This is a genomic window from Amycolatopsis sp. NBC_00438 (assembly GCF_036026695.1).
In the GTDB taxonomy this organism is placed as follows: Bacteria; Actinomycetota; Actinomycetes; order Mycobacteriales; family Pseudonocardiaceae; genus Amycolatopsis.
Map to the genome: position 1 here is coordinate 6862366 of NZ_CP107923.1, position 24610 is coordinate 6886975.

General features: G+C 71.1%; 19 protein-coding genes. 7 read left to right on the top strand and 12 right to left on the bottom strand.

The annotated features are described in order from the left end of the window. Positions 1–41: 41 nt before the first annotated feature. Positions 42–3365 carry a bifunctional lysylphosphatidylglycerol synthetase/lysine--tRNA ligase LysX gene (lysX, locus tag OG494_RS30795; RefSeq protein ID WP_328459070.1) on the bottom strand — a complete coding sequence of 1108 codons (3324 nt, stop codon included), beginning with the start codon at positions 3363–3365 and terminating at the stop codon, positions 42–44. 265 nt (positions 3366–3630) lie between these two features. On the opposite strand from lysX, the gene panB reads away from it, so the two are divergent. Then, entirely contained in the window at positions 3631–4515 is an 885-nt protein-coding gene (gene panB, locus OG494_RS30800; RefSeq protein WP_328444659.1) for a 3-methyl-2-oxobutanoate hydroxymethyltransferase, read from the top strand. On the opposite strand, the gene OG494_RS30805 is transcribed toward panB, so the two are convergent. Then, a complete protein-coding gene (locus OG494_RS30805; RefSeq protein WP_328444661.1) occupies positions 4512–5387 on the bottom strand; it encodes a cytochrome c oxidase assembly protein in 876 nt (291 codons plus the stop codon). The two genes, panB and OG494_RS30805, sit on opposite strands and share 4 nt — an antisense overlap. 1 nt (position 5388) lies before the next feature. Beyond that, a complete protein-coding gene (locus OG494_RS30810) occupies positions 5389–6315 on the bottom strand; it encodes an undecaprenyl-diphosphate phosphatase (RefSeq protein WP_328444663.1) in 927 nt (308 codons plus the stop codon). A 421-nt stretch (positions 6316–6736) separates the two neighbouring features. Here OG494_RS30810 and pip point away from each other — a divergent pair, with 421 nt between their 5' ends. Then, on the top strand, positions 6737–7675 hold the full coding sequence (pip, locus tag OG494_RS30815; protein WP_328444665.1) for a prolyl aminopeptidase: 939 nt from the start codon (positions 6737–6739) through the stop codon (positions 7673–7675). Between the two features lie 43 nt (positions 7676–7718). Here pip and OG494_RS30820 read toward each other — a convergent pair whose 3' ends face one another. Genes OG494_RS30820 through OG494_RS30840 form a run of 5 tightly spaced genes read right to left on the bottom strand, consistent with a single transcriptional unit; the run spans position 7719 to position 13079 of the window. Further along, positions 7719–8516 (bottom strand): ABC transporter permease, encoded by a 798-nt coding sequence (locus OG494_RS30820; protein WP_328444667.1) that lies wholly within the window; start codon positions 8514–8516, stop codon positions 7719–7721. 10 nt (positions 8517–8526) lie between these two features. Continuing rightward, the gene (locus tag OG494_RS30825) at positions 8527–9366 is read right to left on the bottom strand and encodes an ABC transporter permease (RefSeq protein WP_328444669.1); all 840 of its coding nucleotides are present in this window, start codon (positions 9364–9366) and stop codon (positions 8527–8529) included. A gap of 1 nt (position 9367) precedes the next feature. After that, positions 9368–10570 carry an ABC transporter substrate-binding protein gene (locus OG494_RS30830; protein WP_328444671.1) on the bottom strand — a complete coding sequence of 401 codons (1203 nt, stop codon included), beginning with the start codon at positions 10568–10570 and terminating at the stop codon, positions 9368–9370. Continuing rightward, positions 10567–11649 (bottom strand): ABC transporter ATP-binding protein, encoded by a 1083-nt coding sequence (locus OG494_RS30835; RefSeq protein ID WP_328444673.1) that lies wholly within the window; start codon positions 11647–11649, stop codon positions 10567–10569. The genes OG494_RS30830 and OG494_RS30835 overlap by 4 nt, the downstream gene beginning before the upstream one ends. Before the next feature lie 8 nt (positions 11650–11657). Beyond that, positions 11658–13079, bottom strand: coding sequence for a gamma-aminobutyraldehyde dehydrogenase (locus tag OG494_RS30840; protein WP_328444674.1), 1422 nt, complete (start codon positions 13077–13079; stop codon positions 11658–11660). Between the two features lie 111 nt (positions 13080–13190). Here OG494_RS30840 and OG494_RS30845 point away from each other — a divergent pair, with 111 nt between their 5' ends. Beyond that, positions 13191–13919, top strand: coding sequence for a FadR/GntR family transcriptional regulator (locus OG494_RS30845; protein ID WP_328444676.1), 729 nt, complete (start codon positions 13191–13193; stop codon positions 13917–13919). A 34-nt stretch (positions 13920–13953) separates the two neighbouring features. After that, a complete protein-coding gene (locus tag OG494_RS30850) occupies positions 13954–14667 on the top strand; it encodes a cache domain-containing protein (protein ID WP_328444677.1) in 714 nt (237 codons plus the stop codon). 29 nt (positions 14668–14696) lie between these two features. Here OG494_RS30850 and OG494_RS30855 read toward each other — a convergent pair whose 3' ends face one another. Continuing rightward, positions 14697–16157 (bottom strand): PucR family transcriptional regulator, encoded by a 1461-nt coding sequence (locus tag OG494_RS30855; protein ID WP_328444678.1) that lies wholly within the window; start codon positions 16155–16157, stop codon positions 14697–14699. A gap of 102 nt (positions 16158–16259) precedes the next feature. Between OG494_RS30855 and gabT the strand changes: the two genes are divergently transcribed. After that, on the top strand, positions 16260–17615 hold the full coding sequence (gene gabT, locus OG494_RS30860) for a 4-aminobutyrate--2-oxoglutarate transaminase (protein ID WP_328444679.1): 1356 nt from the start codon (positions 16260–16262) through the stop codon (positions 17613–17615). After that, positions 17612–19039 (top strand): aldehyde dehydrogenase family protein, encoded by a 1428-nt coding sequence (locus OG494_RS30865; RefSeq protein ID WP_328444681.1) that lies wholly within the window; start codon positions 17612–17614, stop codon positions 19037–19039. Before gabT ends, OG494_RS30865 begins: the two co-directional genes overlap by 4 nt. Before the next feature lie 52 nt (positions 19040–19091). Here the strand turns inward: OG494_RS30865 and OG494_RS30870 are convergent, their stop codons facing one another. Together OG494_RS30870 and OG494_RS30875 are read right to left on the bottom strand one after the other, a co-directional pair. After that, complete coding sequence (locus OG494_RS30870; protein WP_328444683.1) at positions 19092–19865, bottom strand: helical backbone metal receptor; 774 nt, start codon at positions 19863–19865, stop codon at positions 19092–19094. Further along, positions 19862–21268, bottom strand: a complete 1407-nt coding sequence (locus OG494_RS30875) for an RNB domain-containing ribonuclease (RefSeq protein WP_328459071.1) — start codon at positions 21266–21268, stop codon at positions 19862–19864. Before OG494_RS30875 ends, OG494_RS30870 begins: the two co-directional genes overlap by 4 nt. A gap of 142 nt (positions 21269–21410) precedes the next feature. Here OG494_RS30875 and OG494_RS30880 point away from each other — a divergent pair, with 142 nt between their 5' ends. Then, on the top strand, positions 21411–22355 hold the full coding sequence (locus OG494_RS30880) for an ATP-binding protein (protein ID WP_328444685.1): 945 nt from the start codon (positions 21411–21413) through the stop codon (positions 22353–22355). Here OG494_RS30880 and OG494_RS30885 read toward each other — a convergent pair. Then, on the bottom strand, positions 22352–22537 hold the full coding sequence (locus tag OG494_RS30885; RefSeq protein WP_328444687.1) for a hypothetical protein: 186 nt from the start codon (positions 22535–22537) through the stop codon (positions 22352–22354). The genes OG494_RS30880 and OG494_RS30885 overlap by 4 nt on opposite strands. Between the last annotated feature and the right edge of the window lie 2073 nt (positions 22538–24610).

The following is a 24610-nucleotide window of genomic DNA, read 5'->3' on the forward strand; positions in this document are numbered from 1 at the left end:
TGCCATCGCGCGGCCCCAGTATGACCAGGGCGACCCACTCGTTATGCCTGCGGACGGACGAACGGGAACAGGACCGTCTGGCGGATCGACGCTCCCGTCAACATCATGAGCAGGCGGTCTACCCCCAGGCCGAGGCCTCCGGTCGGTGGCATTCCGTGCTCCAGCGCCAGCAAAAAATCCTCGTCGAGTTCCATCGCTTCGACGTCACCACTGGCCGCGCGCAGCGATTGCGCCTCCAGCCGGCGTCGTTGCTCGATCGGGTCGGTCAGCTCCGTGTAGGCCGTGCCGACCTCCGAACCGAACGCGATCAGGTCCCAGCGTTCGGCCAGCAGCGGGTCGGTCCGGTGCTGCCGGGTCAGCGGCGAGACGTCGGTCGGGTAGTCCGTGTAGAACGTCGGCAGCACGGTCGAACCCTCGACGAGGTGCTCGTGCGCCTTCAGCACGAGGTCGCCGTGGCTCGGGTCCTCCCCGACCGGCACCCCGGCGGCGAGGCAGAACCGGCGAAGGTCCGCCACCGACGTCCCCGAGTCGACGTGCTCCCCCAGCGCCGCCGAGACGGCTTCGTGCACCGGGACCACCGGCCAGTCACCCGAGATGTCGTACTCGACGACCTTGCCGCCGGTGTCGGGCCGCCGCACGACCTGGGCGCCGTACGCCGCTTCGGCCGCATGCTGGACGAGCTCGCGCGTCAGCTTCCGCATGGTGTCGTAGTCCGCGTACGCCTGGTAGGCCTCGAGCATCGTGAACTCGGGGTTGTGGGTCGCGTCGACGCCTTCGTTGCGGAAGTTGCGGTTGAGCTCGAAGACGCGCTCGACGCCGGCCACGCACAGCCGCTTGAGGTACAGCTCGGGCGCGATCCGCAGGTACATCCGCATGTCGTAGGCGTTGATGTGGGTGACGAACGGCCGGGCGTTGGCGCCGCCGTGCACCGTCTGCAGCATCGGCGTCTCGACTTCGAGGTAGTCGGCGTGGTGCAGCCGCTCGCGCACCGCGCGGACCACTGTGGACCGCAGCCGGAGCATGTTCGTCGAGTCCGGGTTGACCGCCAGGTCGAGGTAGCGCTGCCGGACCCGCGTCTCCGGGTCGGTGAGGCCCTTCCGCTTGTCCGGCAGGGGGTGCAGGCACTTCGCGGTGACCGTCCACTCGTCGACGAGCACCGAGAGCTCGCCGCGCTTCGACGTGACGACCTGGCCGCTGACGCCGACGTGGTCGCCGAGGTCGACGCCGGTCCGCCAGCCCGTGAGGTCCAGCTCCCCGGCGTCCAGCATCAGCTGGATCTCACCGCTGAAGTCCTTGACGCGCGCGAAGCACAGCCCGCCGAGGATGCGCATCGCCAGCACGCGCCCGGCGATCCGGACCCGGTGCCCGGTCGCGCTGTCCGGCTGCAGGTCGCCGAACTTCTTGACGACGTCGCCGATGTGGTCGTCCCGGCGGAACCCGACCGGGTACGGGTCGATCCCGGCTTCGCGCAGCTTGTCGAGCTTCGCGACGCGCACGCGCACCTGCTCGGGCCGCCGCACGACCTTGGCCGCCGGCACGGCCGCCGACTCCTCGATCTCCCGGACGCGGGCGACGAAGCCGTCGGTGACCGTCTCCAGCCGCAGCGACCGCGACCGGCCGGTCGGGACGAACCCTTCGAGCGCGCCCGCGACGATGCCGACCCGCGGCAGCCGCCGCGCCGAGGAGTAGCAGAGGAACCGCGGCTCCCACTCGGGCCCGTACTTGGCGTTGGAGCGGTACAGCGACTCCAGCTGGAAGAACCGCGAAGCGACGCTCAGGATCCCGCGCCAGGCCCGCAGCACCGGGCCCGCGCCGATCCGCTCCCCCTCCGAGAAGACCGCGCGGAACATGGCGAAATTGAGCGAGATCCGCTGCGCGCCCAGTACCGGCCCGGCCGCGACGACCACGGCGATCATGTACTCGTTGAGGCCGTTTTCGGCGTCGCGGTCACGGCGCATGAGGTCCAGCGAAAGCCCGCGGCGGCCCCACGGGACGAACGACAGCAGCCCGCGCAGCTCGCCGTGGGCGTCGTAGGCCTCGACCATCACGCTGCGGCCGTCGCTCGGGTCGCCGAGCCGGCCCAGCGCCATCGAGAACCCGCGCTCGGTCTCGGCGCCGCGCCAGGCCTGCGCCCGCGCCAGCAGCTCGGCCATCTCGGTGTCGGGGATCTCGCCGTGGCGGCGGACCCGCGAGGTGTAGCCGGCGCGCTCGATGCGCTTGACGGCCTGGCGCACCGAACGCCGTTCCGGCCCGGCGAGGCTGAACTCGCGGACGTCGAGCACCGCCTCGTCGCCGATCTCCAGCGCCCGCATACCGGCGTCGGTGTACGCCTTCGCGCCGCGTTCGCTCGCCCCGAGCACGCCGGGCGTCCAGCCGTAGGTGCGCGTCTCGTCGAGCCACGCGCGCACCGCGTCCGGCCAGGCCTCGACGTCGCCGATCGGGTCCGCGCTGGCGACGCTGGTGCCGCCGAGCACGCGGTAGGTCACCGCGGCGCGGCCGTTCGGCGCGAAGACGACGCTCTTGTCGCGGCGGGTGGCGAAGTAGCCGAGGGAGTCGTCCTCGCCGTGCTGGGCGAGCAGCTCACGCAGGCGGAGCTCCTCCTGGTCGGTCCGCAGCCGGCGGCTGCGGACCCCGCGGAAGAGCATGTACAGCGCGGCGGTGGCGACGACGGTCGCGCTCAGGTCGAGGAAGACGTCCAGCCAGGCCGGCCCCTCGCCGACGCCGATCCGCCGCAGCTGCAGGTTTTCCCCGGTGGCGTGGTTGACGACCCAGGCGAAGCGCTCCCACGTGTCGCCGAGGTGGCCGGGGAAGGCCTCGCTGAGGCCCCAGCCGACCAGGATGACCGCGGCGAACCCGCCGAACAGCATGGTCAGGCCGTCACGCCAGGCGCTCGGCGCGAGCCGGGCCGGGAACGCCGGGCGCAGCGCGAGCAGGAACACGATCAGCCCGATCGACAGCAGGTCGGCCGCGGTCAGGACCCACAGCTGCGCCGGGATGTGCCGGACCTGCTTCGGCCCGAGCGTCAGCAGATCGGGTGACCACAGCAGGGTCGCCTGCAGGGCCAGGGTCAGCAGCAGCCCGCCGACCTGGAACAGCACGAGCGTGTAGAGCGCCGCCTTCTTGCGGCGGCGCAGGGCCCCGCCCAGGACCACCAGCAGCAGCACCATCACCAGGCTCGCGCTGGTCGGCACGCTGAGGGCGGAGAAGCCCATGTCGATGCCGTTCATCAGGCGCCCGCGCGGGCCGCCGGTGAGCAGCAGGAGCACCGAAAAGACCGCGGCGAGCTGCACCACGGTGGCGACGATGCCGCCGCTCTTCGCCTTCCAGGCGGGGATGCGCGTGCGCGTCTGCGCGGTGGTACCCATCGTCGCCGTTGTCGCCTTTCGCGGCCGTTCGGTCGCCATGCCTTTCATGACCTCTTCTTGACGTCAGTGAACACAGGTTGGTTGTCCCCCGACATCAACCTGAAGGCTGACGCCGGCTCGTCCCGCCGCACGACGGTGTGAAGCTGGTCGCACGGGGTCGAGGTCGGTGCGGGTGCGTGTCACGCTTTGAGACGCCTGTTGAGACGCATCTGCTCCACGACCCGGGGACCTCACCCAGGCCCCGAGGGAAGGACGGTCGACGACGATGTCAGCCACCGAAAAGCCCGCCTCCGAAGAAGTGGCCGCGCCCTACGGCACCGGATCCGCCGCGCCCGCGGCACCGGGTCCGGGCCGGAAGGTCCGCGTGCACCACCTGCGCGAGCTCAAGGAACGCGGCGAACCGTGGCCCATGCTCACCGCCTACGACATGTACACCGCCGCTTTGTTCGACGAGGCCGGGATCCCCGTGCTGCTCGTCGGCGACTCCGCGGCCAACAACGTCTTCGGCTACGACACCTCGCTGCCGGTGACGGTCGACGAGCTGCTGCCGCTGGTCCGGGCGGTGACGAGGTCGGTCAAGCGCGCTCTCGTGGTCGCCGACCTGCCGTTCGGCTCCTACCAGCTCTCGCCGCAGCAGGCGCTGGAGACGTCGGTGCGGTTCATGAAGGAGGGCCGCGCGCACGCCGTCAAGCTGGAGGGCGGCCGCCGGTTCGCCGCGCACGTCGAGGCGCTGACCGCGGCGGGCGTGCCGGTGATGGGCCACATCGGGTTCACCCCGCAGAGTGAACACAACCTCGGCGGCTACCGGGTGCAGGGGCGCGGTGAAGCAGCGGACGTGCTGCTCGCCGACGCGCTGGCGCTGCAGGAGGCCGGGGCGTTCGCGGTGGTGATGGAGATGGTGCCCGCCGAAGCCGCGAAGCGCGTCACCGCGGAACTGGCGATCCCGACCGTCGGCATCGGCGCCGGGCCGGACTGCGACGCGCAGGTGCTCGTCTGGCAGGACATGGCCGGGCTGCGGCGCGGCAAGGCGCCGCGGTTCGTCAAGCGCTACGCCGACGTCGCGACGGTGCTGCAGGACGCGGCGACGGCGTTCGCCGAGGACGTCCGCCGCGGTGAGTTCCCGGCACCCGAACACGCGTTCCACGACTAACCCCGGCCCTTGAACCGGTCGGCCAGGGCCGGGTCGTTCTCCCACCAGAGCCCCGACGTCGACGCGGCGCCCGCAGCGGCTTCTTCGTCCAGCTGGACGTCGATCTGCTTCGCGCGCCGCTCGTCGTCGCGGGCCCAGCGGACGAACAACGCGATGACGAACGGCAGCCCGGCGACGTCACCGCCGATCCACAGCACCCCCGCGCCGACGATCTGGTCGGTGCGGGGGTCCGGGCCCCGGCCCGGGTGCGCGGCTTCGTAGTGCGCCGGCGCGAGCAGCGGGCCGAGCCACAGCACCAGGCCGAGCGCGCCGTCGAAGACGACCTCGGTGAAGGCGATCCACACCGACACCAGGTGCGGGTCCGCGCGCGGGGTCGGGTCGAGCCCGAGGCGCGTCCAAAAGTAGAGGAACCCGGACAGGACGAGCACCGCCCGGGCCAGTCCGTCGACCACCGCCGAGCTCAGCGTGAGGTCGTAGAGCGGAGTCAGGTAGAGCACCAGGACCGGGGCGACCAGGGCGAGCGTGATCACCGGAGGGAAGGTCAGCGCGCGGGCCACCGGGCCGCGACCGTGCCGTCGCAGCCAGCGGGCCGGGGTGACGTCGAGCAGCAACCGGATCGGCGCGCCCAAGGCCAGCAGCAGCGGTGTGATCATCAGCAGCGTGACGGTCTGGACCGCGCGAACCCAGAAGAACGTCCGGTCGTAGAAGGCCAACGGCGAGCAGGTGACGACGAGGATGGTCGCGAGCCCGGTGAGGAACGCCGCCGTGCGGCCCGGTGGCCACCGGACCGCACGGTGGCGCGTCGCCCGGAGGTAGAGCCCGCCCAAGGCGAGCACCACGAGCACCGCGGGAACGTCGAAAGTCAGGGGCACGTCAGACCGCGAAGAAGATCAGGCTGGCGATTCCGGCGACCACGCAGTAAATGGCGAACGGTGTCAGCGTGCGCGTTTCGAAGTAGCCCGTGAGGAAACGGACGGAAATGTACGAGGCGACGCCGGCGATCACGCTGCCGACGAGCGCCGGGCCCAGTGAGGCGTGGTTCTCCGGGGCGAACAGCGTCGGCATCTTCAGCACGCCCGCGGCCAGGATCACCGGGGTGGCAAGGAGGAACGCGAACCGCGCGGCGTCCTCGTGGCCCAGCCCGCGACGCAGCCCGGCGACCATCGTGATGCCCGAGCGGCTGATACCCGGCAACAGCGCGAAGATCTGCGCGGCACCGATCAGGACGGCTTCGCCGACACGCAGCTTCGCCAGCCGGACGTCGGTCGCCTCCTCGACGGTGACCGCCCGCAGGACGAGCGTTTCCTCGGCCGAGAAGTCCACGGTGTCGTCATTCTCTTCGGGACGTCGCCGGGAGAATTTCTCGGCGGCGTAGAGGACTCCGCCGTTGAGCGTGAGGAAGATCGCCGCCGGCACGGGCTTGCCGAGGTAGTCGCGCAACAGGCCTTCGAAGAGCAGGCCGGCCAGCCCGACCGGGATGGTGGCGAGCACGAGCAGCCACGCGAGCCGCTGGTCGGCCGTGCGGACCTCGCGGTCGCGGACCGACGTCCAGAGGCCGGCGATGATCCGGACCCAGTCCTTCCGGAAGAACAGCACCAGCGCGAGCGCGGTCGCCACGTGCATCGCCACGAGCACCGCGAGGTAGGGGGAATCCTTGCCGATGCTCAGGTCCTGCTGCCACTGGCCGCCGAGCCAGGCGGGCAACAGGATGCTGTGGCCGAGACTGGACACCGGAAACAATTCCGACACCCCTTGCAAGGCGCCGACGACAATCGCCTCGACATAGGTCACCGCGGACATTCCGTGCCTTTCGTACAGCGTTTCCCCGACCCCGACACCGGAACGTACCGGCGCATTCGTTAACGGCGGGCAAGGGGGACCTTCTCACTCAGCGTGCTCTCAGCGCGTGTTCACGTATATGAACATCAATCATGTCCTTGACTGTTGTTCGGATCGTGGCTTACCGTTTAGCCCGTCGCCGCCACGACAAGGTTCGGACCCTCGACGAGGAGGATGGGAATGCGTGAGCGGGAACTGACTTTCACGGCCCTCGTGCGCCGCCCTCCAGGATTCGCGACAGCGTCACGCTGACGTGTCACAGACTGGGGGCCCGCTCAGCCCGGCGGCGGGGGCGGGCCCCCACTTTCCTTGGTCGCTGTCCCCAATCCCGGCGGCGGGGTACCGGGACAGCGACCAGGTTCCGTCCGGCAGAGTGTCGGGCATGGACGAGCTCTACCCGCCTCTCCCCGCGCGGGCCGAAGGATTCCTCGACGTCGGCGACGGGCACCGGATCCGCTGCCAGGAAGCCGGCAACCCGGACGGGAAGCCGGTCGTGGTCCTGCACGGCGGGCCGGGCAGCGGGATCGCGCCGATGGCGCGCCGGCACTTCGACCCCGGGGCCTACCGGATCGTCCTGTTCGACCAGCGCGGCGCCGGGCAGTCCACGCCGGGCGCCGCCGACCTCACGGCCAACACGCTGTGGCACCTGGTCGCCGACATGGAACTGCTGCGCGAACGCCTCGGCATCGAGCGGTGGCAGGTCTTCGGCGGCTCGTGGGGCGCGACCCTCGCCCTCGCCTACGCGGAGACGCACCCGTCGCGCGTCAGCGAAATCATCCTGCGCGGCGTGTTCACCGTGCGGCGCAGCGAGCTGGACTGGATCTACCGCGGCGGCGCGGCCAACCTGTTCCCGCGGGAGTGGGAGGCCTTCCTGGCGCCCATCCCCGAAGACCGGCGCGGCGACCCCCTGTCCGCGTACGCCGACCTGCTCGCCGACGCCCGGGTCCGCGACGTCGCGGCGGTCGCGTGGAGCAGATGGGAAGGCGCGACGGTTTCCCTGTACCCGCAGGAATCCTTCGTGCAGCAGTACGCCGAACCGGCGTTCGCCCTGACGTTCGCCCGGCTCGCGGTGCACTACTTCACCCACGGCGCCTGGCTCGAGGACGGCCAGCTGATCCGCGACGCGGGCAAGCTCGCCGGCATCCCGGGCGTCATCGTCCAGGGCCGTTACGACGCGGTGTGCCCGCCGACCACGGCGTACGAGCTGCACAAGGCGTGGCCGGGGTCGGAGCTGAAGCTGATCGAGGGCGCGGGGCACGCGGTGACCGACCCGGGCGTCCTGGCCGCCTTGCGCGCCGCGACGGACGCGTTCCGCCCGTAGCCCGCCGAACGTTCGGTGCAAGTCGTCGTGGCAGACCTGGGTACTAGAGGCGGCCGCCGGAAGCCGTGTCGCCCGAGAGGCGCTGTGCCAGGTACACCGGCACCGTCGACGCGACGATCAGCACCGCCGCCACCACGTTCACGATCGGCGCCTGGTTCGGGCGGAACAGGTTGTTGTAGATCCAGATCGGCAACGTCTCCATGCCCGTGCCCAGGGTGAACGTCGTCACGATGATCTCGTCGAACGACAGCGCGAACGCCAGCAGCCCGCCCGCCAGCAGCGCCGAGCGCAGCATCGGGAACGTCACCAGGCGGAACGTCGTGAAGCCCGTCGCGCCGAGATCCATCGACGCTTCCTCCAGGTTGCCGCCCATCCGCCGCAGCCGCGCGACGACGTTGTTGAACACCACCACGATGCAGAACGTCGCGTGCGCGATGATCGCCGTCAGCAGGCCCAGGTTGATGCCGAGGATCGTCCGGAACGCGTTGTTCAGCGCGATGCCCGTGACGATCCCCGGCAGCGCGATCGGCAGGATGATCAGCAGGGACACCGGGTTGCGGCCGAAGAACCGGTAGCGCTGCAACGCGAACGCCGCCATCGTGCCCAGCAGCAACGCGATCGCCGTCGCCGCCAGGCCCGCCTGGACGCTCGTCCACAACGCGTTCAACGCACCTTCGTTCGAGGACGCGCGGCTCCACCATTCGAGGGTGAACCGGGACGGCGGCCAGCCGAACGTCGTGTCCGCGTTGAACGAGTTCAGCAGCACCACCAGCAGCGGGAAGTAGATCACCGCCAGGCCGAGACCCAGCGCCGTCCACAAGAGCACCCGAGACGTCCGCACGCCGACACTCCTAGAGGTTGTCCAGCGCGCCGGTGCGGCGCACCGCGGCCAGGTAGACGAGCATGATCACCACAGGTACGGTCGCCACCGTCGCCGCGAACGGCAGGTTGTTGGCCGCGCCGATGTTGTCGTAGACGACGTTGCCGAGCATCTGCGACGTGCCGCCGACGATCTTCACGGCGATGTAGTCCCCCAGCGACAGCGAGAACGTGAAGATCGAGCCCGCCACGATCGCCGGGAACGTCAGCGGCAGGATCACCGAGCGGAACGTCCGGAACGAGCGTGCGCCGAGGTCGCCCGAAGCGTCCACAAGGGAGTCCGGCAGCCGCTCGAGGCCCGCGTAGATCGGCAGGATCATGTACGGCAGCCAGAGGTACGACAGCGTGATGATCGTCGCCGTGACGCCGTAACCGGGCGAAAGCCAGTTCAAGGCGCCATTGCCGGACAGCATCGACCGCCACGCGTACGCCTTCACCAGGTAGCTCGCCCACAACGGCGTCATCACCGCGATCACCAGGATCCGCTGTGCCCGCGGCGACGCCAGCTTGGCCATCGCGAACGCCATCGGGAACGCGATGACGGCGTCGATCACGGTCACGAGCGCCGCGATCCCGACCGTGCGGAAGGTGATCGTGCGGTACACCGCGTCGCTGAACAACGTCGTGAAGTTGTCCAGCGACCACTCGATGACGACCTGGCCGGTGAACGCGTCGGTGTGCCAGAACGCCGTCACGAACAACGCGGCCAGTGCGCCCAGGTAGGCCAGGCCGAGCCAGAGCAGCGGGGCCGAGAGCAGGAAACCCAAGCGCAGCTTCGGTTTCCGGTAGAAGAAGGCCGAGAGCGCGGTCATGTCAGCCCTTGATCTCGGTCCAGGCCTTGGTCCACTCGCCGTAGTCCTTGCACTTGACGTCCGTGCGGCCGTCGAGGCACTGCGGGATCGGCGTGGTCCAGTACGCGATCTTCGACGCGTACGCCGAGTCGCTGGCGTGGTAGGTGTCGCAGAGGGTCTTGTCCGTCATCTCCGCGCACGCCTTCGTGTTCGCCGGCGCCTCTCCGAAGTACTCGGCGACCTGGGCGTTCACCTTGGGGCTGACGATGTAGTCGAGCCACTTGTACGCGCACGTCTTGTGCGCCGACTTCGCCGCGACCATCCAGGTGTCCGACCACCCGGTGGCGCCTTCGCTCGGCACGGCCGACTCCAGCGGCGCGCCCTCGCCCTTGGTCAGGTTGACCGTGACCTGCCAGGCCGTACCGACGACGGCGTCGCCGTTCTTCAGCGCCTGCGACTCCTTGAGGTAGTCCGACCAGTACTCCGACACCAGCGGGCGCTGCTGCTTGAGCAGGTTGACCGCGGCGGTGAACTGCTTGTCGTCCAGCGCGTACGGGTTCTTGATGCCCAGGTCCGGCTGGTGCGCCATCAGGTACAGCGCGGCGTCGGCGATGTAGATCGGCGAGTCGTACGCGATCACCTTGCCCTTGTACGGCGAGTTCGCGTCGAACATCACCGACCACGAACCCGGCGCCGGCGTCACCTTGTCGGTGCGCCAGGTCAGCAGGTTCGCGCCCCAGCCGTGCGGGATGCCGTAGGCGACGCCGCCGACGCTGTTCCACGACTTGTCCTTGAGGAACGGCTGGACGTCGGCGTAGTTCGGCACCAGCGCGGTGTTCACCGGCTCGACGTCACCCGAGGCCACCAGCCGCAGCGACGCGTCCCCGGACGCCGAGACGACGTCGTACTGGCCGGTCTTCATCAGCGTGACGGCCTCGTCGGACGTCCCGAACGGCTTGACGTTCACCTTGCACCCGGTCTGCTGCTCGAACGGCGTGACCCAGTTGATCTTCGGGTCGTTCGAGCCGTTCTCGGCGTATCCGGGCCAGGCCAGCACGTTCAGCTGGCCTTCCGGCTGCCCGAGCGCTTTCAGCGCCTCCAGTTTCGGCGGGGTGAACCCCTGCGCGCCGGGCGGCGCGGAGGAACTCGTGCCCGACGTGCCACATGCAGCCAACAGCAGGCTGGCGCCGAGGAGTCCGGCAAGCCGCGTCTTCCTGTTCTTCATGGCGTTCCTTCCGGGGTACTGACCGGGAAACTGTGTTCGTGGCGCCAGCTGAGCCGGACGCGGCCGGTCGCCAGGGCGCCGTCGGTGTTCTGGCGGACGACCGAGAGCTGGCCGCCGGCGTCGAGGGCGACGGAGTAGCGCACGGTCGCGCCGGCGTAGACGACGTCGGTGACCGTGCCGGTCGCGCTGGTCTCCCCCGCGGCGGCGGGCTCGGACAGCTCGTCGTCGATGCGGATCTTCTCCGGACGGATGCTGAACAGGCCCGGCCGGCCGATCACGGACTCGGCGCCGCGGCCGCCCAGCAGGTTCGACGTCCCGACGAACCCCGCGACGAACGCGCTCGCGGGCCGCTCGTAGACCTCTTCGGGCGAGCCGACCTGCTCGATCCTGCCGTCGTTGAAGACCGCGATCCGGTCGCTCATGGTGAGCGCCTCGTCCTGGTCGTGGGTGACGAAGACGAACGTGATGCCGACGTCCCGCTGGATCTGCTTGAGCTCCAGCTGCATCGCCAGCCGCAGCTTGAGGTCGAGGGCACCGAGCGGCTCGTCGAGCAGCAGCACCTTGGGCCGGTTGACCAGCGCGCGGGCGAGCGCGACGCGCTGACGCTGTCCACCGGAGAGCTGCGCCGGCTTGCGGGAGCCGTAGTCGTCCAGCCGCACGGTCTTGAGGGCCTCGAGCGCGCGCTCACGGCGTTGCTGCTTCGGGACGCGCTTCACGCGCAGGCCGTACTCGACGTTCTGCTGCACGCTCATGTGCGGGAACAGCGCATAGTCCTGGAACACCGTGTTGACGTCGCGCTCGAACGGCGCGAGGCGGCTGACGTCGCGGCCGGCCAGCTCGATCGTGCCCTCGGTCGGCAGGTCGAACCCGGCGATCAACCGCAGCACGGTCGTCTTGCCGGAGCCGGACGGGCCGAGCATCGAGAAGAACTCGCCCGGCGGGATGTCGAGGTCGACGCCGTCGACCGCGTGGACGTCACCGAAGTGCTTGCGCAGCCCGGAAAGCCGGACGGCGGGGCGGCCGTCGTCGCTGGTCGACGCGGGTTCCGCCCGGGTGTCGGAAGGTGCTTGGTTGGGCATCGCCAGCCTCACAGAGCGCTCATGACGTGCTTGACCCGGGTGTAGTCCTCGAGGCCGTACAGCGAGAGGTCCTTGCCGTAGCCGGACTTCTTGAAACCGCCGTGCGGCATTTCGGCGACCAGCGGGATATGCGTGTTGATCCAGACGCAGCCGAAGTCGAGCTTCGCCGCGAGGCGCATCGCCCGCTGGTGGTCGCGGGTCCAGACCGAGGACGCGAGGCCGTACTGGACGGCGTTCGCGTCGGTCAGCGCTTCGGCCTCGTCGGAGAACCGCTGGACGGTGATGACCGGGCCGAAGATCTCGTTCTGGCTGATCTCGTCGTCCTGCTTGACGCCGGAGACGACCGTGGCCTCGTAGAAGTAGCCCTCGTCGCCGACCCTTCTACCTCCACAGTGGACGGTCGCGTGCTTCGGCAGGCGGTCGATGAACCCGGCCACCTTGTCCAGCTGGGCCGCGTTGTTGAGCGGGCCGTAGGCAACGTCTTCGTCGTCCGGTTTGCCGGTCTTCGTGCCCTCGGCCTGCCGGGCCAGGGCGCCGACGAACTCGTCGTGCACCTCGTCGGCGACCAGCACCCGGGTCGCGGCCGTGCAGTCCTGGCCGGCGTTGAAGTAGCCCGCGACGGCGATGGCTTCGGCGGCGGCTTCGATGTCGGCGTCGCCGAAGACGATGACTGGCGCCTTGCCGCCCAGCTCCAGGTGCACGCGTTTGACGTCGTTCGCGGCGCTGCGAGCGACCTCGATGCCCGCGCGGACCGAGCCGGTGATCGACACCATGGCCGGGATCTCGTGCTCGACCAGGGCACGGCCGGTGTCGCGGTCGCCGCACACGACGTTGAACACGCCCGGCGGCAGGAACTCGCCGGCGATCTCGGCGAGCAGCAGCGTCGAGGCCGGGGTGGTGTCGGACGGCTTGAGCACGACCGTGTTGCCCGCGGCGAGCGCCGGCGCGATCTTCCAGATGGCCATCAGCAGCGGGTAGTTCCACGGCGTGACCTGGGCGCAGACGCCGATCGGCTCGCGGCGCACGAACGACGTGTGGCCTTCCAGGTACTCGCCGGCCGAGCGCCCTTCGAGCACGCGCGCGGCCCCGGCGAAGAACCGGACCTGGTCCAGGACCATCGGGATCTCTTCGGCCAGGGTCAGCGCGATCGGCTTGCCGGTGTTCGCGGATTCGACGCGCACGACCTCGTCGGCGCGGGCTTCGAGCGCGTCGGCGATCTTCAGCAGCGCGAGCTGGCGCTGGGCGGGCGTCGTCGCGCGCCAGGTCTCGAACGCGGCCGCGGCGACCCGCAGGGCGTGGTCGACGTCGTCGGGTCCGGCGATCGGCGCGGTGCAGTAGGGGAGCCCGGTGACCGGGTCCGTGATCTCCGCCGTCCGGCCCGACTTGGACTCGACGTAGGCGCCGCCGACGTAGTGCTTCAGCTCCTGCACGGTGACTCCCTCGGGTTCACGGGAGCTAAAACATATAAGTCCATATGTAATAGGACAAGCGGATCAGGCAAGATTGGTGCGAACGGGTACTCCGACGGCCGAAGGGGCACGATGCGCCAGGGGATGTCGCACAGCGCGCGCTCCGCCATGTTCGCCCCGCTCGGGCAGATCGGGCGGGCGGAGGCGGTGGCGGCGCGGCTCGTCGACGCCATCACCCTCGGCCTGCTCGCCGACGAGGAGCAGCTGCCCAGCGAGGCCGACCTGGCCGCGCAGTTCGGCGTCTCCACCGTGACAGTCCGGGAGGCGCTCGTGGCGCTGCGGCAGCAGGGCCTGGTCGAGACGCGGCGGGGACGCAGCGGCGGCAGCTTCGTCCGCACGCCGGCCAACCCGCCCGCGGACGTCTGGCGCGAGCGGCTGCAGGAGGTGTCGCTGTCGGACCTGCGCGACGTCGGCGACCACTACCTCGCGATCGCCGGGGCCGCCGCCAAGCTCGCCGCCGAGCGCAGCTCCCCCGAAGACGTCGAGCGGCTGCGCCTGGCCACCGACGACCTCCGCACGGCCCACGGCATCGACTTCACGCGGGCGGAGCGCCAGTTCCACCTGGAGATCGCCGCGGCCGCGCAGTCGACGCGGCTGACGCACGAAGAGGTCCAGCTGCAACGGGAGCTGGGCGGGCTGCTGTGGCTGCCGCTCGGCACGCACCCGCACGAGGAGCACGCGGCGATCACCGCGGCGATCGCGGCGGCCGATGGCGACCTGGCCCGCAAGCTCACCGAAGAGCACGTCCTCGGAGCGCTCGACCGGCTCGCGGACGTGCACTTGGACTTGCTCGCCCCGTAAGCTCCGTCCCAACCCGCGCATCGAGGTGAGCACCGTGGACGACACCCGCACGCTGGCCGGCGACGAGGTCGTCGAGCAGGTTTCCGCGTTGGTGGAAGGGGTTTTCGACCGGCTGAAGCCGTTGCTCGCGGCGGCCGAGTCGGTGCTGGCCGACGCTCCGCTCGCCTCGGCGCTGCACCGGATCCGCCCGGCCGTCACCGAGGCCCTCGGCGGGCTGATCGTGGGCGCCGGTTTTGTCAGCGCGCCGCGGGTGCTCGCGGACTCGGAGTTCGGCTTCGAGTGGTGGACCGGCTCTGCCTGCGAGCCGCCGTCCCAGTTGTTCATCAGCCTCGACCCGGGCAGCGAGAACTTCCTCGACTACACGCGCCAGTCGTGGTTCACGGTCCCGCGCGACACCGGGCGGCGGCACATCAACGGCCCGTACGTCGATTATCTGTGCACCGACGAGTACACCCTGACGTTCACGATCCCGGTCTTTTCGGCGGGTGCCTTCGCGGGTGTGGTGGGCGCGGACGTGTACGTGCGCGAGTTCGAGCGCGCGGTCCGGCCGCGGTTGCGGTCGCTGGGCCGTGGGGCGGCGTTGCTGAACGCGCAGGGGCGGGTGATCGTGTCCAACAGCGTCCGGCAGGCCACGGGGTCGCTGGTGCGCGAGGTGGACGTGCCGGCTTGGTGGTCGTCGGGCGCGGAGCCCGGTCCGGTGCTGCGTCGGTGCGGGGATTCGCCGATCGTGCTGGTGAACGCGGACTAGCGACCCCATATGGCCTTGGGGCGTTCGGGTCAGGCCTGGGTCTGGAGAGCCACCCAGAGTTCCGCGCGGACGCCCGGTGAGTCGAGGTCACGGCCGAGCAGTTCCTCCGCTTTCCGGATCCGGTTGCGGAGCGTGTGCCGGTGGACGCCGAGGCGGGCCGCCGCGATGTCCCAGTGGCCGTGGTGTTCCAGCCAGCAGCGCAACGAGCCGACGAGGTCGCCGCGGCCGGTCTCGTCGTGTTCGCGCAGCGGGGCCAGCAGGCCGTGGGCAAACGCTTGCGCCACCACCGGATCGATGAGGGACAGCAGGCCGCGGCCGGTGTGTTCGGCCGCCGACAACAGGATCTTGTCCTCGGCTTCCGCCGCCCGGGCCGCCAGCTCCGCCTGTTCCAGGCCGGCCGCGAAGTCCGCCGCGGACACCGGCCCGGCGACACCGCCGTGGAGGCCGCCGATCCGCAGCGCCGCGTCGGCCACCGTGTCGATCACCTGACCCGAGCCGAAGGCCACCACCAACGCGTCCCAGCGTGCCGCGAACAACGGCTCGCCTTCCAATGCGTCCAGGAGCTTGCGCCGTGACGCGGCCGCGCCGGCGAACACCAGCACCGACCACGGCCCTTCCGGCGCTTCGGCACCCGTCGTCGTCAGCACCCGCAGCGCCAGCTCGTCCTGCCCGCCGACGAGCAGCTCCACCAGGCCCGACCGCAAAGCCTGCCGCGCCGAGGCTTGCGCACGATCCTGTTCCAGCGCAAGGGAAAGCACGGAAACCGCGGTGTTCACGATGTGCCTGCCGGCCGTGTCGAGCGGCACCGCGGTACCGACCGCCAGCACGCGGCGCGCGCTGGTGTCGAGCGTCTGCAGCACCACCTCGTCCTCCCCCACCGGCACCACGCGTGTGCCGGTGCGAAGGCGCTCCAGCTCTTCGCGGAGCGAGGCGCCGTACGCCCGTGCACTCGCCGGAGCGGCTTCGGTGACCGTGGTGCGATCGAAGAGCAGGACCCAGCCGTCGATCAGCTTGGCCAGTTTGCGCAGCACCCCCGCCGGGCCGCCCTTGCCGACCGCCGTGCGGGTCAGTTCCTGCTGGGCCTTGCCGATGCGGACCGTCGTGGCGTACTCGTCGGCCGCCACCGCTCGCGAGACCGCGCGGGTGAGCGCGATGAACGGCGTCTCGCGCGGCACCTCCAGCAGCGGCAGCCCCACTTCGGCCGCGGTGGCGATCAGCGTGGCCGGCACCTCGTCGTGGCTCAGGCCGACGCCGAAGCCGAGGCCCGCGACGCCGGCGTCCACCAGGCGGCGCACATACGCGGGGGACGTCTCCTCGTCCAGGGCCAGGCCGGTCGTCAGCAGCAGCTCGCCGCCTTCGAGGAACGCCTGCGGGTCGGTCAGTTCCGTCGGGTGCACCCAGCCGATCGGGCGGTCCAGGAGAGCGTCGCCGGTCAGCACGCGCAGGCCGAGCGGGCGGTCGGCGGCCAGGCCACGCAAGGTGAGTGCCATAACGGCCAATCCTACGCCTCGAAATAGCCAGAACGGCCAGCTGACGGCAGCCGCGCCGCAGCTCATCCTGGGGACGTCCACCCCCGTCCGGAGGAGCACGCCGTGACCGCAAGCACCACCGCCGAGCCGCAGGCCCCGGCACCCCGGCAGCGCCGGCTGCGCACCGAGATCCCCGGCCCCGTCTCGCGCGAGCTGCAGGAACGCCGCGTCAACGCGGTCGCCGCCGGGGTCAGCTCGGTGCTGCCCGTCTACGTCACCTCCGCCGTCGGCGGCCTGCTCACCGACGCCGACGGCAACGTCCTGATCGACCTCGGCTCCGGCATCGCGGTGACCAGCGTCGGGCACTCCGCGCCGGCCGTCGTCGACCGCGTCCGCGAGCAGGCCGGGCTGTTCACCCACACCTGTTTCATGGTCACGCCGTACGAGGGTTACGTCGAGGTGTGCGAAGCCCTGGCCGAGCTGACACCGGGCGACCACGCGAAGAAGTCGGTGCTGTTCAACTCCGGCGCGGAAGCCGTCGAGAACGCCGTGAAGATCGCGCGCGTCGCGACCGGGCGCCAGGCCGTCGTCGTGTTCGACCACGCCTACCACGGCCGCACCAACCTGACCATGGGCATGACCGCGAAGTCGGTGCCCTACAAGCACGGCTTCGGCCCGTTCGCGCCCGAGGTCTACCGCGTGCCGGGCTCGTACCCGTACCGCGACGGCCTGTCCGGCGCCGAGGCGGCCGCGCTGGCGATCGACCGGATCGAAAAGCAGATCGGCGGCGACCAGGTGGCCGCCGTCGTTTTGGAACCGATCCAGGGCGAGGGCGGGTTCATCGAGCCCGCGCGCGGCTTCCTGCCGGCACTTTCGGCCTGGTGCGCCGAAAACGGCGTCGTGTTCGTCGCCGACGAGGTGCAGACCGGCTTCTGCCGCACCGGTTCCTGGTTCGCGTCGAACGACGAGGACGTCGTCCCGGACCTGGTCGCGACGGCCAAGGGCATCGCGGGCGGCCTGCCCCTCGCCGCGGTCACCGGCCGCGCCGAACTGCTCGACGCCGTCGCGCCCGGCGGCCTCGGCGGCACGTACGGCGGCAACCCGATCGCCTGCGCCGCCGCGCTCGGCTCGATCGCGACGATGAAATCCGAGAACCTGGCGGCGTCGGCGAAGCGCATCGAAGGTCTTGTCCTGCCGCGGCTGCGCGCGCTGGCCGACGAAACCGGTGTGATCGGCGACGTCCGCGGCCGCGGCGCGATGCTGGCCGCGGAGTTCGTCCGACCGGGCACGACCGAGCCGGACGCCGACCTCACCAAGCGCGTCGCGGCGGCCTGTCACCGGGCCGGCGTCATCGTGCTGACCTGCGGCACCTACGGCAACGTCGTCCGCCTGCTGCCGCCGCTCTCGCTGTCCACCGACCTGCTCGACGAGGGCCTTTCGGTCCTCGAGCACGCTGTCCGCACGGAGGCTCGCTCGTGACTTTCCCCTTCTGGGTCGCCGGAAAGCCGGTGACCGGCGGCGCGACCGCACTTGTGCGTCATTCCTACGACGGTTCGGAGGCGGGTTCGCACTTCGTACCGTCCACTTCGGACGTCGAGGCCGCGGTCCAGGCCGCGCACGACGTCCGCGACGAGTTCGCGACGCTGCCCGCACACGTCCGCGCCGGGGCGTTGGACCACGTGTCCCGGGCGTTGGGTGAGCGGTCCGAGGAGATCGCCCAGCTCATCACGGCCGAGTCCGGCAAGCCGCTGAAGTGGGCGCGCGGCGAGGTCGGCCGCGCGGTGTCGACGTTCCGCTGGGCCGCCGAGGAGGCCCGCCGCTTCTCCGGCGAGCTGCAGCGCCTCGACACCGACCCGGGTGGTACCGGGCGCTTGGCGCTGGTCCGGCGTGTGCCGCGCGGACCGGTACTGGGCATCACGCCGTTCAACTTCCCGCTGAACCTGGTGGCGCACAAGGTGGCCCCGGCGATCGCGGTCGGCGCGCCGATCGTGCTCAAGCCCGCGCCCGCGACGCCGCTGACGGCGTTGCTGCTGGGCGAGATCCTGGCTGCCACCGATCTTCCGGCGGGCTCGTGGTCGATCCTGCCGGTGGACAACGAGACGTCGTCGCGGCTGGTCCAGGACCCGCGGCTGCCGGTGGTGTCGTTCACCGGCTCGGTCCCGGTCGGCTGGAGCATCCGCGACAGCGTGCCGCGCAAGCACGTCGCGCTGGAACTGGGCGGCAACGGCGCGGTCCTCGTCTGTCCCGATTGGACGGACCTCGACTTCGCGGCGCAGCGCATCGCGACGTTCGCGATGTACCAGGCCGGCCAGTCGTGCATCTCGGTGCAGCGGGTGTACGCGCACGCTGACGTTTTCGACGCTTTGGCCGAGAAGGTCCTCTCGCAGGTCGGCGCTCTGCGCACGGGCGACCCGCGCGCCGAGGGTGTCGACGTCGGCCCGATGATCAATGAGGACGCGGCCGCTCGGGTTTCCTCGTGGGTTTCCGCTGCTGTCGCTGCAGGCGGTCGCTTGCTGACCGGTGGTTCGCGGTCCGGTGCGACCTTCGAGCCGACGGTGCTGGCGGACGTCCCGGAGGACGCGTCGGTGATGGCCAACGAGGTCTTCGGCCCGGTGGTCTCGCTGATCCGCGTCGCGTCGGTCGAGGAGGGAGTGGCGCGGATCAACGCGTCCCGCTTCGGGCTGCAGGCAGGCGTGTTCACGCGAGACCTCCCGACGGCTTTCTCGGTCTCGGCCGCGTTGCAGGTCGGCGGGGTTCTGGTGGGCGACGTCCCGAGCTTCCGGGCCGACCAGATGCCGTACGGCGGCGTGAAGGACTCGGGCGTAGGCCGCGAAGGCCCGGCGTCGGCGATGGCGGACTTCACGGAGGAGCGGGTAACGGTCCTGACCGGCCTGACGCTGTAGCCCAAAGCCGTGAAGGGCACCTTCAGGGACTCTATGTCCCTGAAGGTGCCCTTCACGGCTTTGGCAGGGCCTCCAGCAGCATTGCGTGGGCGTCGACCAGGGAAGGGCCATACCAGGTGAGGTGGCGGCCCGAGACCAGGACGTAGCGCTCGTCCGGGAAGTGGTCCGGGCCGTCCTCCTCGGTGAACAAGTACGGCTCGTCCGGCAGCACCAGCAGGTCCGCGTCCGCCGCGAAGTGCGCGCGCAGCTCCTCGACGTCCGGCCGCGGGTAGCGTTCCTCGGAACCCGCGTAGACGTTCGCCACGCCGACCCGGCGCAGGACGTCACCGGCGAACGTCTCGCGGCCCAGGACGATCCACGGTTTGCGCCACACCGGGACCACCGCGTGGAACCGGACCGGGCGCACCTCGCGCCAGATCTCCTCGGCCGCGACCAGCCAGTCCGGCTCCGCCAGGTCGTACGCCTGGGTCAGGATCCGCCGCAGCGAACCCAGCGCGGCCGGGACCGAGGCCGACGCCTCCATCACCCAGACCGGGATCCCGTTGGCGCGCAGCCGTTCAACGTCCTCCGGCCGGTTCTCCTCCGAGTTGGCCAGCACGAGGTCGGGCGCCAGGTCCAGCACCCGGTCGAGCTTCGGGTACTTCGACCCACCCACCCGCGGGACGTCCAAAGTGGACGGATGGGTGCAGTAGTCGGTGGCCCCGGCGAGCCGGCCGGGCGCGCTGACCTCGACGGCTTCGGTCAGCGACGGCACCAGCGACACCACCCGGGACGCGGGACCGTCCAAGGGCACCGGCTCCCCGAGATCGTCGACGAGAGGGCTCATGCGCGTTCGAACGACACCTTCCGCTTCTCGACGTCCACCGCGGTCAGCCGCACGCCGATGCGCGCGCCCGCGGTCAGCTTCTCCCCCGCGCACTTCGCCATCACCGTCGGGTCCTCGACCAGGATCTCGGCCTTGTTCTCGTCCGCGCGCAGCACGATGGCACTGAACTCGCCGCCGACGTGCTCGGCCAGCACCCACGCCTCGACCTGGTCGATGCAGGCCCGCTCGACCTTCGCGGCCAGGGTGTCCGACGCCGTCATCCGGTCCGGGACGTCGGTGAGCGCCGCGTGGACCCACTCCGGCACCTCGCGATCGGCCGAAACCGCGAGGCAGATCTCCGTCGCGAACCGGTCGACCAGCCGCCGGATCGGCGCCGTCACGTGCGCGTACGCGCCGCCGATGCCCGCGTGGGTCGTCAGCGCGGGCAGTTCGCCGTCGAAAGCCGTGTAGCCGGCGCCGCGCAGCAACCGCGTCGTGTCCGCGTAGATCGCCATCGCCGCGGGCTGGCGGGGATCCAGCCGGGACAGGAACTCCGAGACGGTGTCGGCCGCCGGCCAGGCGATGCCGACCGCTTCGGCGGAGCGGCGCAGCCAGTCGACGGCCTCGGGCTCCGGGTCGGGCAGCGTGCGCAGGACGCCGATCTTCGCGTCGATCATGATCTGCGCGGCGGCCATCCCGGTGAGCAGCGAGATCTCGGCGTTCCAGGCGTCGACGACGGTGCGCGGGCGGCGCGCGAGCACCCAGCCGCCGTCCGGGTCGCCGCTGATCTCCTGCTCGGGCAGCTGCAGCTCGACGGCGCCACGCCGGACGGCCAGCTCGCGCCGCCGACGTCCCAGCTCGGGCAGCGCGGCCACCGACGGGTGCGGATTTCCGGCGTCGAGCGCGGCCTGGACCGTCTCGTAGTCGAACTGCTCGGTGGACCGGACCAGCGCGCGGCGCACCCGGGTCGCCGTCGGCTCACCCGCCTCGTCGGTGTCGATGGTCCAGAGCACCGCGGGCCGGATCTCGCCGGGCAGCAGGCTCGCCGCGCCCTCGGACAGCACCGGCGGGTGCAGCGGGACGTTGCCGTCGGGCAGGTAGAGCGTCTGCCCGCGCCGCCGCGACTCCCGGTCCAGCGCGCCGCCGGGCGGCACGAACGCGGCCAGGTCGGCGATCGCGTAGTGCACCCGGAAGCCGTGCGCGGTCCGCTCGACGACCATCGCCTGGTCGAGGTCCTTGGAGCCGGGCGGGTCGATGGTGACGAACGGCAGGTCCGTCGCGTCCTCCTGGGGCCCGGCCGCGGCCAGCGGATCCAGGACCGCGGCTTCGGCTTCGGCCAGCACCTCGGGCCCGAAGGACTCCGGCAGCGAAAACTCGGCGCGAAGGGGGCCGAAGTCCCCGCCCGCCGAGTGTGTCCTGATCACGAGGGGAGGCACCCCCCAACCCTAACCCGCGAACGGCCCGGGAACCGCCACTGCGATCGCCCGATCGGGCTTGGGCCGGTCGGGTGTACGTTGACTTCCGCAATAATGAAAACCGTCTTCATTGCCAAGAAGGGATCCGATCGTGAAGATCGCGTTCGTCGGCAAGGGCGGCAGCGGCAAGACCACGCTGTCGTCGCTGTTCGTCGCGTACCTCGCCGACGCCGGCAAACCGGTGCTGGCCATCGACGCCGACATCAACCAGCACCTCGCGGTGGCGCTCGGCGCGACCGAAGAGGAAGCGCTCGCCTGGCCGACGCTCGGCGACAACATGGCCCTGATCAAGGACTACCTGCGCGGCGACAACCCGCGGATCGCCGACGCGGCGTCGATGATCAAGACGACCCCGCCGGGGCGCGGATCGCGGCTGGTCCGGCCGTTCGAGGACAACCCCGTGTTCGACACGTGCTTCCGGCAGCTGGGCGGCGTGCGCCTCGGCGTCACCGGGCAGTTCGACGAGGACGACCTCGGCGTCAAGTGCTACCACTCGAAGGTCGGCGCCGCGGAGCTGCTGCTGAACCACCTGGTCGACGTCGACGGCGAGTACGTCGTGATGGACATGACCGCGGGCGCCGACGCCTTCGCGTCGGGGCTGTTCACCCGGTTCGACGTGACGTTCCTGGTGTGCGAGCCGACGGTGCGCAGCGTGGGCGTCTACCGGCAGTACGCGGACTACGCACGCGACTTCGGCGTGCGGCTCGTCGTCGTCGGCAACAAGGTGACGGACGACGAGGACGTCGAGTTCCTGCAGGAGCAGGTCGGCGACGCGCTGCTGGGGTGGATGTCGGCGTCACGGCACGTGCGCGCGGCCGAGCGCGGCACGACCCGCCCGATCGGCGAGCTGGAGCCGCGCAACCTGTCGACGCTGCGCACGATGCACGCGGCGGTCGACGCCGAGCAGCGCGACTGGGCGCGCTACCAGCGTCAAGCCGTCGAGTTCCACCTGCGCAACGCCCAGGCCTGGGCGGGCGCCGACCTCGCCGCGCAAGTGGACCCCGAGTTCGTGCTGGGGCCGCAGGTGGTCGTCTAGTCGGCGTCGTCGGCGTCGGCCTGCCGGGTCCGTTCCCTGGCGATGTCCAGGGCGCGGCGGGCGGTGGCCTCGTCGGGGTACGGGCCGAGCAGGTCGACGCTGCGCGAGCGCTCGAGGTGCTCGACCTGGTTGGTGCGGGTGTTGTAGTACCACCCCGGGTCCGGGTTCGGGTCTTTGGCCATGCCCCAAGCCTGGCATCCCGGGGCGAGTCTGTCAGCGCTTGTACCGGTAGGGGATCTCGGTCGGCTGCCCGGTGGGCCCGAACTCCGGCGGCGCCTCGGGTTCGGCGGGCTGATCATCGATCTCGTCGAACCAGCCACGGGAAGGCATGGCGGTACCGCGCGGCGGGGTATCGGCGTCCTGCCCACTCGGCTGCGGCAGCGGCTCCCGCCCGGGGAAGACGGGCGGAACCTCCGGACTCGGCGGCCGGGGCGCGGAGTTCGGACCGGGAAAGACGGGCCGGACCGGGGCGGCGTGCCGGTTCGGGAAGGACTGCGGGGTCGATTCCGGGCCGGGGAAGACGGGTTTGGCGGGCTGCCGGGTCTGCGCGGGCCGGGCAGGGCCGTTGGCGGGGACCCACGGCTGGGGTTGACCTGCCGGCGGCTGGGGCAGTCCTGCGGGCTGCTGGGGTTGAGGTTGGGGTTGGCCGGCTTGCGGTGCGGCCTGGGGTTGGCCAGTGGGCGCCGGTGGTTGCGGCGGGCCGGTGGGCGGCTGAGGCGGCCCGGCCTGCGGTGCTTGCGGTTGAGGCGGGCTGGCCTGCGGTTGGCCGGTCTGGGGCGACGCCGAGGTTGGCAGGGGCTGCGATTGGCCGGTCTGCGAGCCCGGAGGCATGGCCGAGCCGACCTGCGGTCCTGGCGGTGTGGCCGAACCCGGCTGACCGAACTGCGGTCCAGGCGGCGCAGCTGAACCCGGCTGACCAGGCTGCTGTCCAGGCGATACAGCCGAGCCTGAGTGGCCGGGCTGCGATACCGGCGGCATGGCTGAACCGGGCTGCGGTCCTGACGACATGGGCGCACCCTGCTGGCCGACCTGCGGCTCAGGAGGCGGTGAGGTGGGCTGACCGGGCTGGGCCGGGCCACCCTGTTCGCCGTGCTGCGGCGAAGACGTCGCCGCGGGAGGAGCCGCGAACTGGCCCAGCTGTGAGGCACGTGGCGGACCGGCCTGCGGCGCAACGAGTCCGCCAGGCTGTGACGTACCGGGACCGCTGGGCGTACCGGGCTGCCAAGCCTGCGGTGCAGACGGCCGAACAGCGGGCTGCTCCGGCTGCCCGCCAGCCGGAGCGGCGGGCGGAGCCGGCGACGAAACCGCAGGCTGCGAGGCAGCCGGCGGCGCCGAAGGCTCAGCAGGCGCACCGGTGAGCGAAGTCGTCAGATCGATACCCGCAGCCTGCGCCCCTGCGGATTCCTCCGGTTGTGAAGCAGACGGCTCGGGTTGCTGCGGAGGCCTGGGCTCGACGTGAGGCACCGCATCGGCGGCATCCGGGGGCGAGGCCGAGGCAGCCTGCGTGACCGTCGACGGCTCAGCGAGCTGATCGGGTACGGACTCGCCGTGCTGCGAAGCGGGCTCCGCAACCGATGCCACCGAAGGTGAGGCGGACGAATTGGGCTCGGTGACCGTCGGCGACTCGACAGCCTGATCAGGCTCCGGCACGGACTCGCCGGACAGCGAAACAGGCTCTGCGGCAGGTGACCCGGAACTCGAGTCCGACGAGTCGACCTCTGCGTCTACGGGCGGTTCGGGTCGCGTCACCTGCTCGGCAGGCTCCGGCAGCGATGCAGCCTCGCCACTCACCTGGGCGGACGGCGCCTCACCAGACTCTGGCAACGCGTGCTCGGTGTCGGACACTGCCGGATGGCGCGCGGAATCGGTCGGGACCGGTTCTGCCTGCACCTCCGCTGCGGGAGCTTCAGATCGGGGCGCCGGTTCGGCTTCGGTCGGGAACTCCGCGGCGGAGGTTTCCGGTTGCGGTGTCGCCTCTGGCTGGGACTCGCTTGCGGGGACTTCGAACTGCGGCGTCGCTTCCGTTCGGAACTCCGCAGCGAGAGGCTCCGGCTCCCTCTCTGCCGGGAACTCCACGGCAGGAGCTTCCAACTCGGACGACGGCTCCGCCCGGAACTCCCCCATGGGGGCCTCAGGCACCGGTTGGAACTCCGTGACAGGAGCTTCGGACTGCGGCGTCGGTTCCGTCCGAGACTCCACAGGGGTGGCTTCGGACTGCCGCGCCGGTTCCGAGCTCGGGCCGACCTCAGGCCGCA

Bases quoted from the DNA above. Each gene is read 5' to 3' on its own strand.
- lysX (WP_328459070.1), bottom strand. From the start codon at position 3,365: ATGGGTACCACCGCGCAGACGCGCACGCGCATCCCCGCCTGGAAGGCG.
- panB (WP_328444659.1), top strand. From the start codon at position 3,631: ATGTCAGCCACCGAAAAGCCCGCCTCCGAAGAAGTGGCCGCGCCCTAC.
- OG494_RS30810 (WP_328444663.1), bottom strand. From the start codon at position 6,315: ATGTCCGCGGTGACCTATGTCGAGGCGATTGTCGTCGGCGCCTTGCAA.
- pip (WP_328444665.1), top strand. From the start codon at position 6,737: ATGGACGAGCTCTACCCGCCTCTCCCCGCGCGGGCCGAAGGATTCCTC.
- OG494_RS30825 (WP_328444669.1), bottom strand. From the start codon at position 9,366: ATGACCGCGCTCTCGGCCTTCTTCTACCGGAAACCGAAGCTGCGCTTG.
- OG494_RS30830 (WP_328444671.1), bottom strand. From the start codon at position 10,570: ATGAAGAACAGGAAGACGCGGCTTGCCGGACTCCTCGGCGCCAGCCTG.
- OG494_RS30835 (WP_328444673.1), bottom strand. From the start codon at position 11,649: ATGCCCAACCAAGCACCTTCCGACACCCGGGCGGAACCCGCGTCGACC.
- OG494_RS30845 (WP_328444676.1), top strand. From the start codon at position 13,191: ATGCGCCAGGGGATGTCGCACAGCGCGCGCTCCGCCATGTTCGCCCCG.
- OG494_RS30855 (WP_328444678.1), bottom strand. From the start codon at position 16,157: ATGGCACTCACCTTGCGTGGCCTGGCCGCCGACCGCCCGCTCGGCCTG.
- OG494_RS30870 (WP_328444683.1), bottom strand. From the start codon at position 19,865: ATGAGCCCTCTCGTCGACGATCTCGGGGAGCCGGTGCCCTTGGACGGT.
- OG494_RS30885 (WP_328444687.1), bottom strand. From the start codon at position 22,537: ATGGCCAAAGACCCGAACCCGGACCCGGGGTGGTACTACAACACCCGC.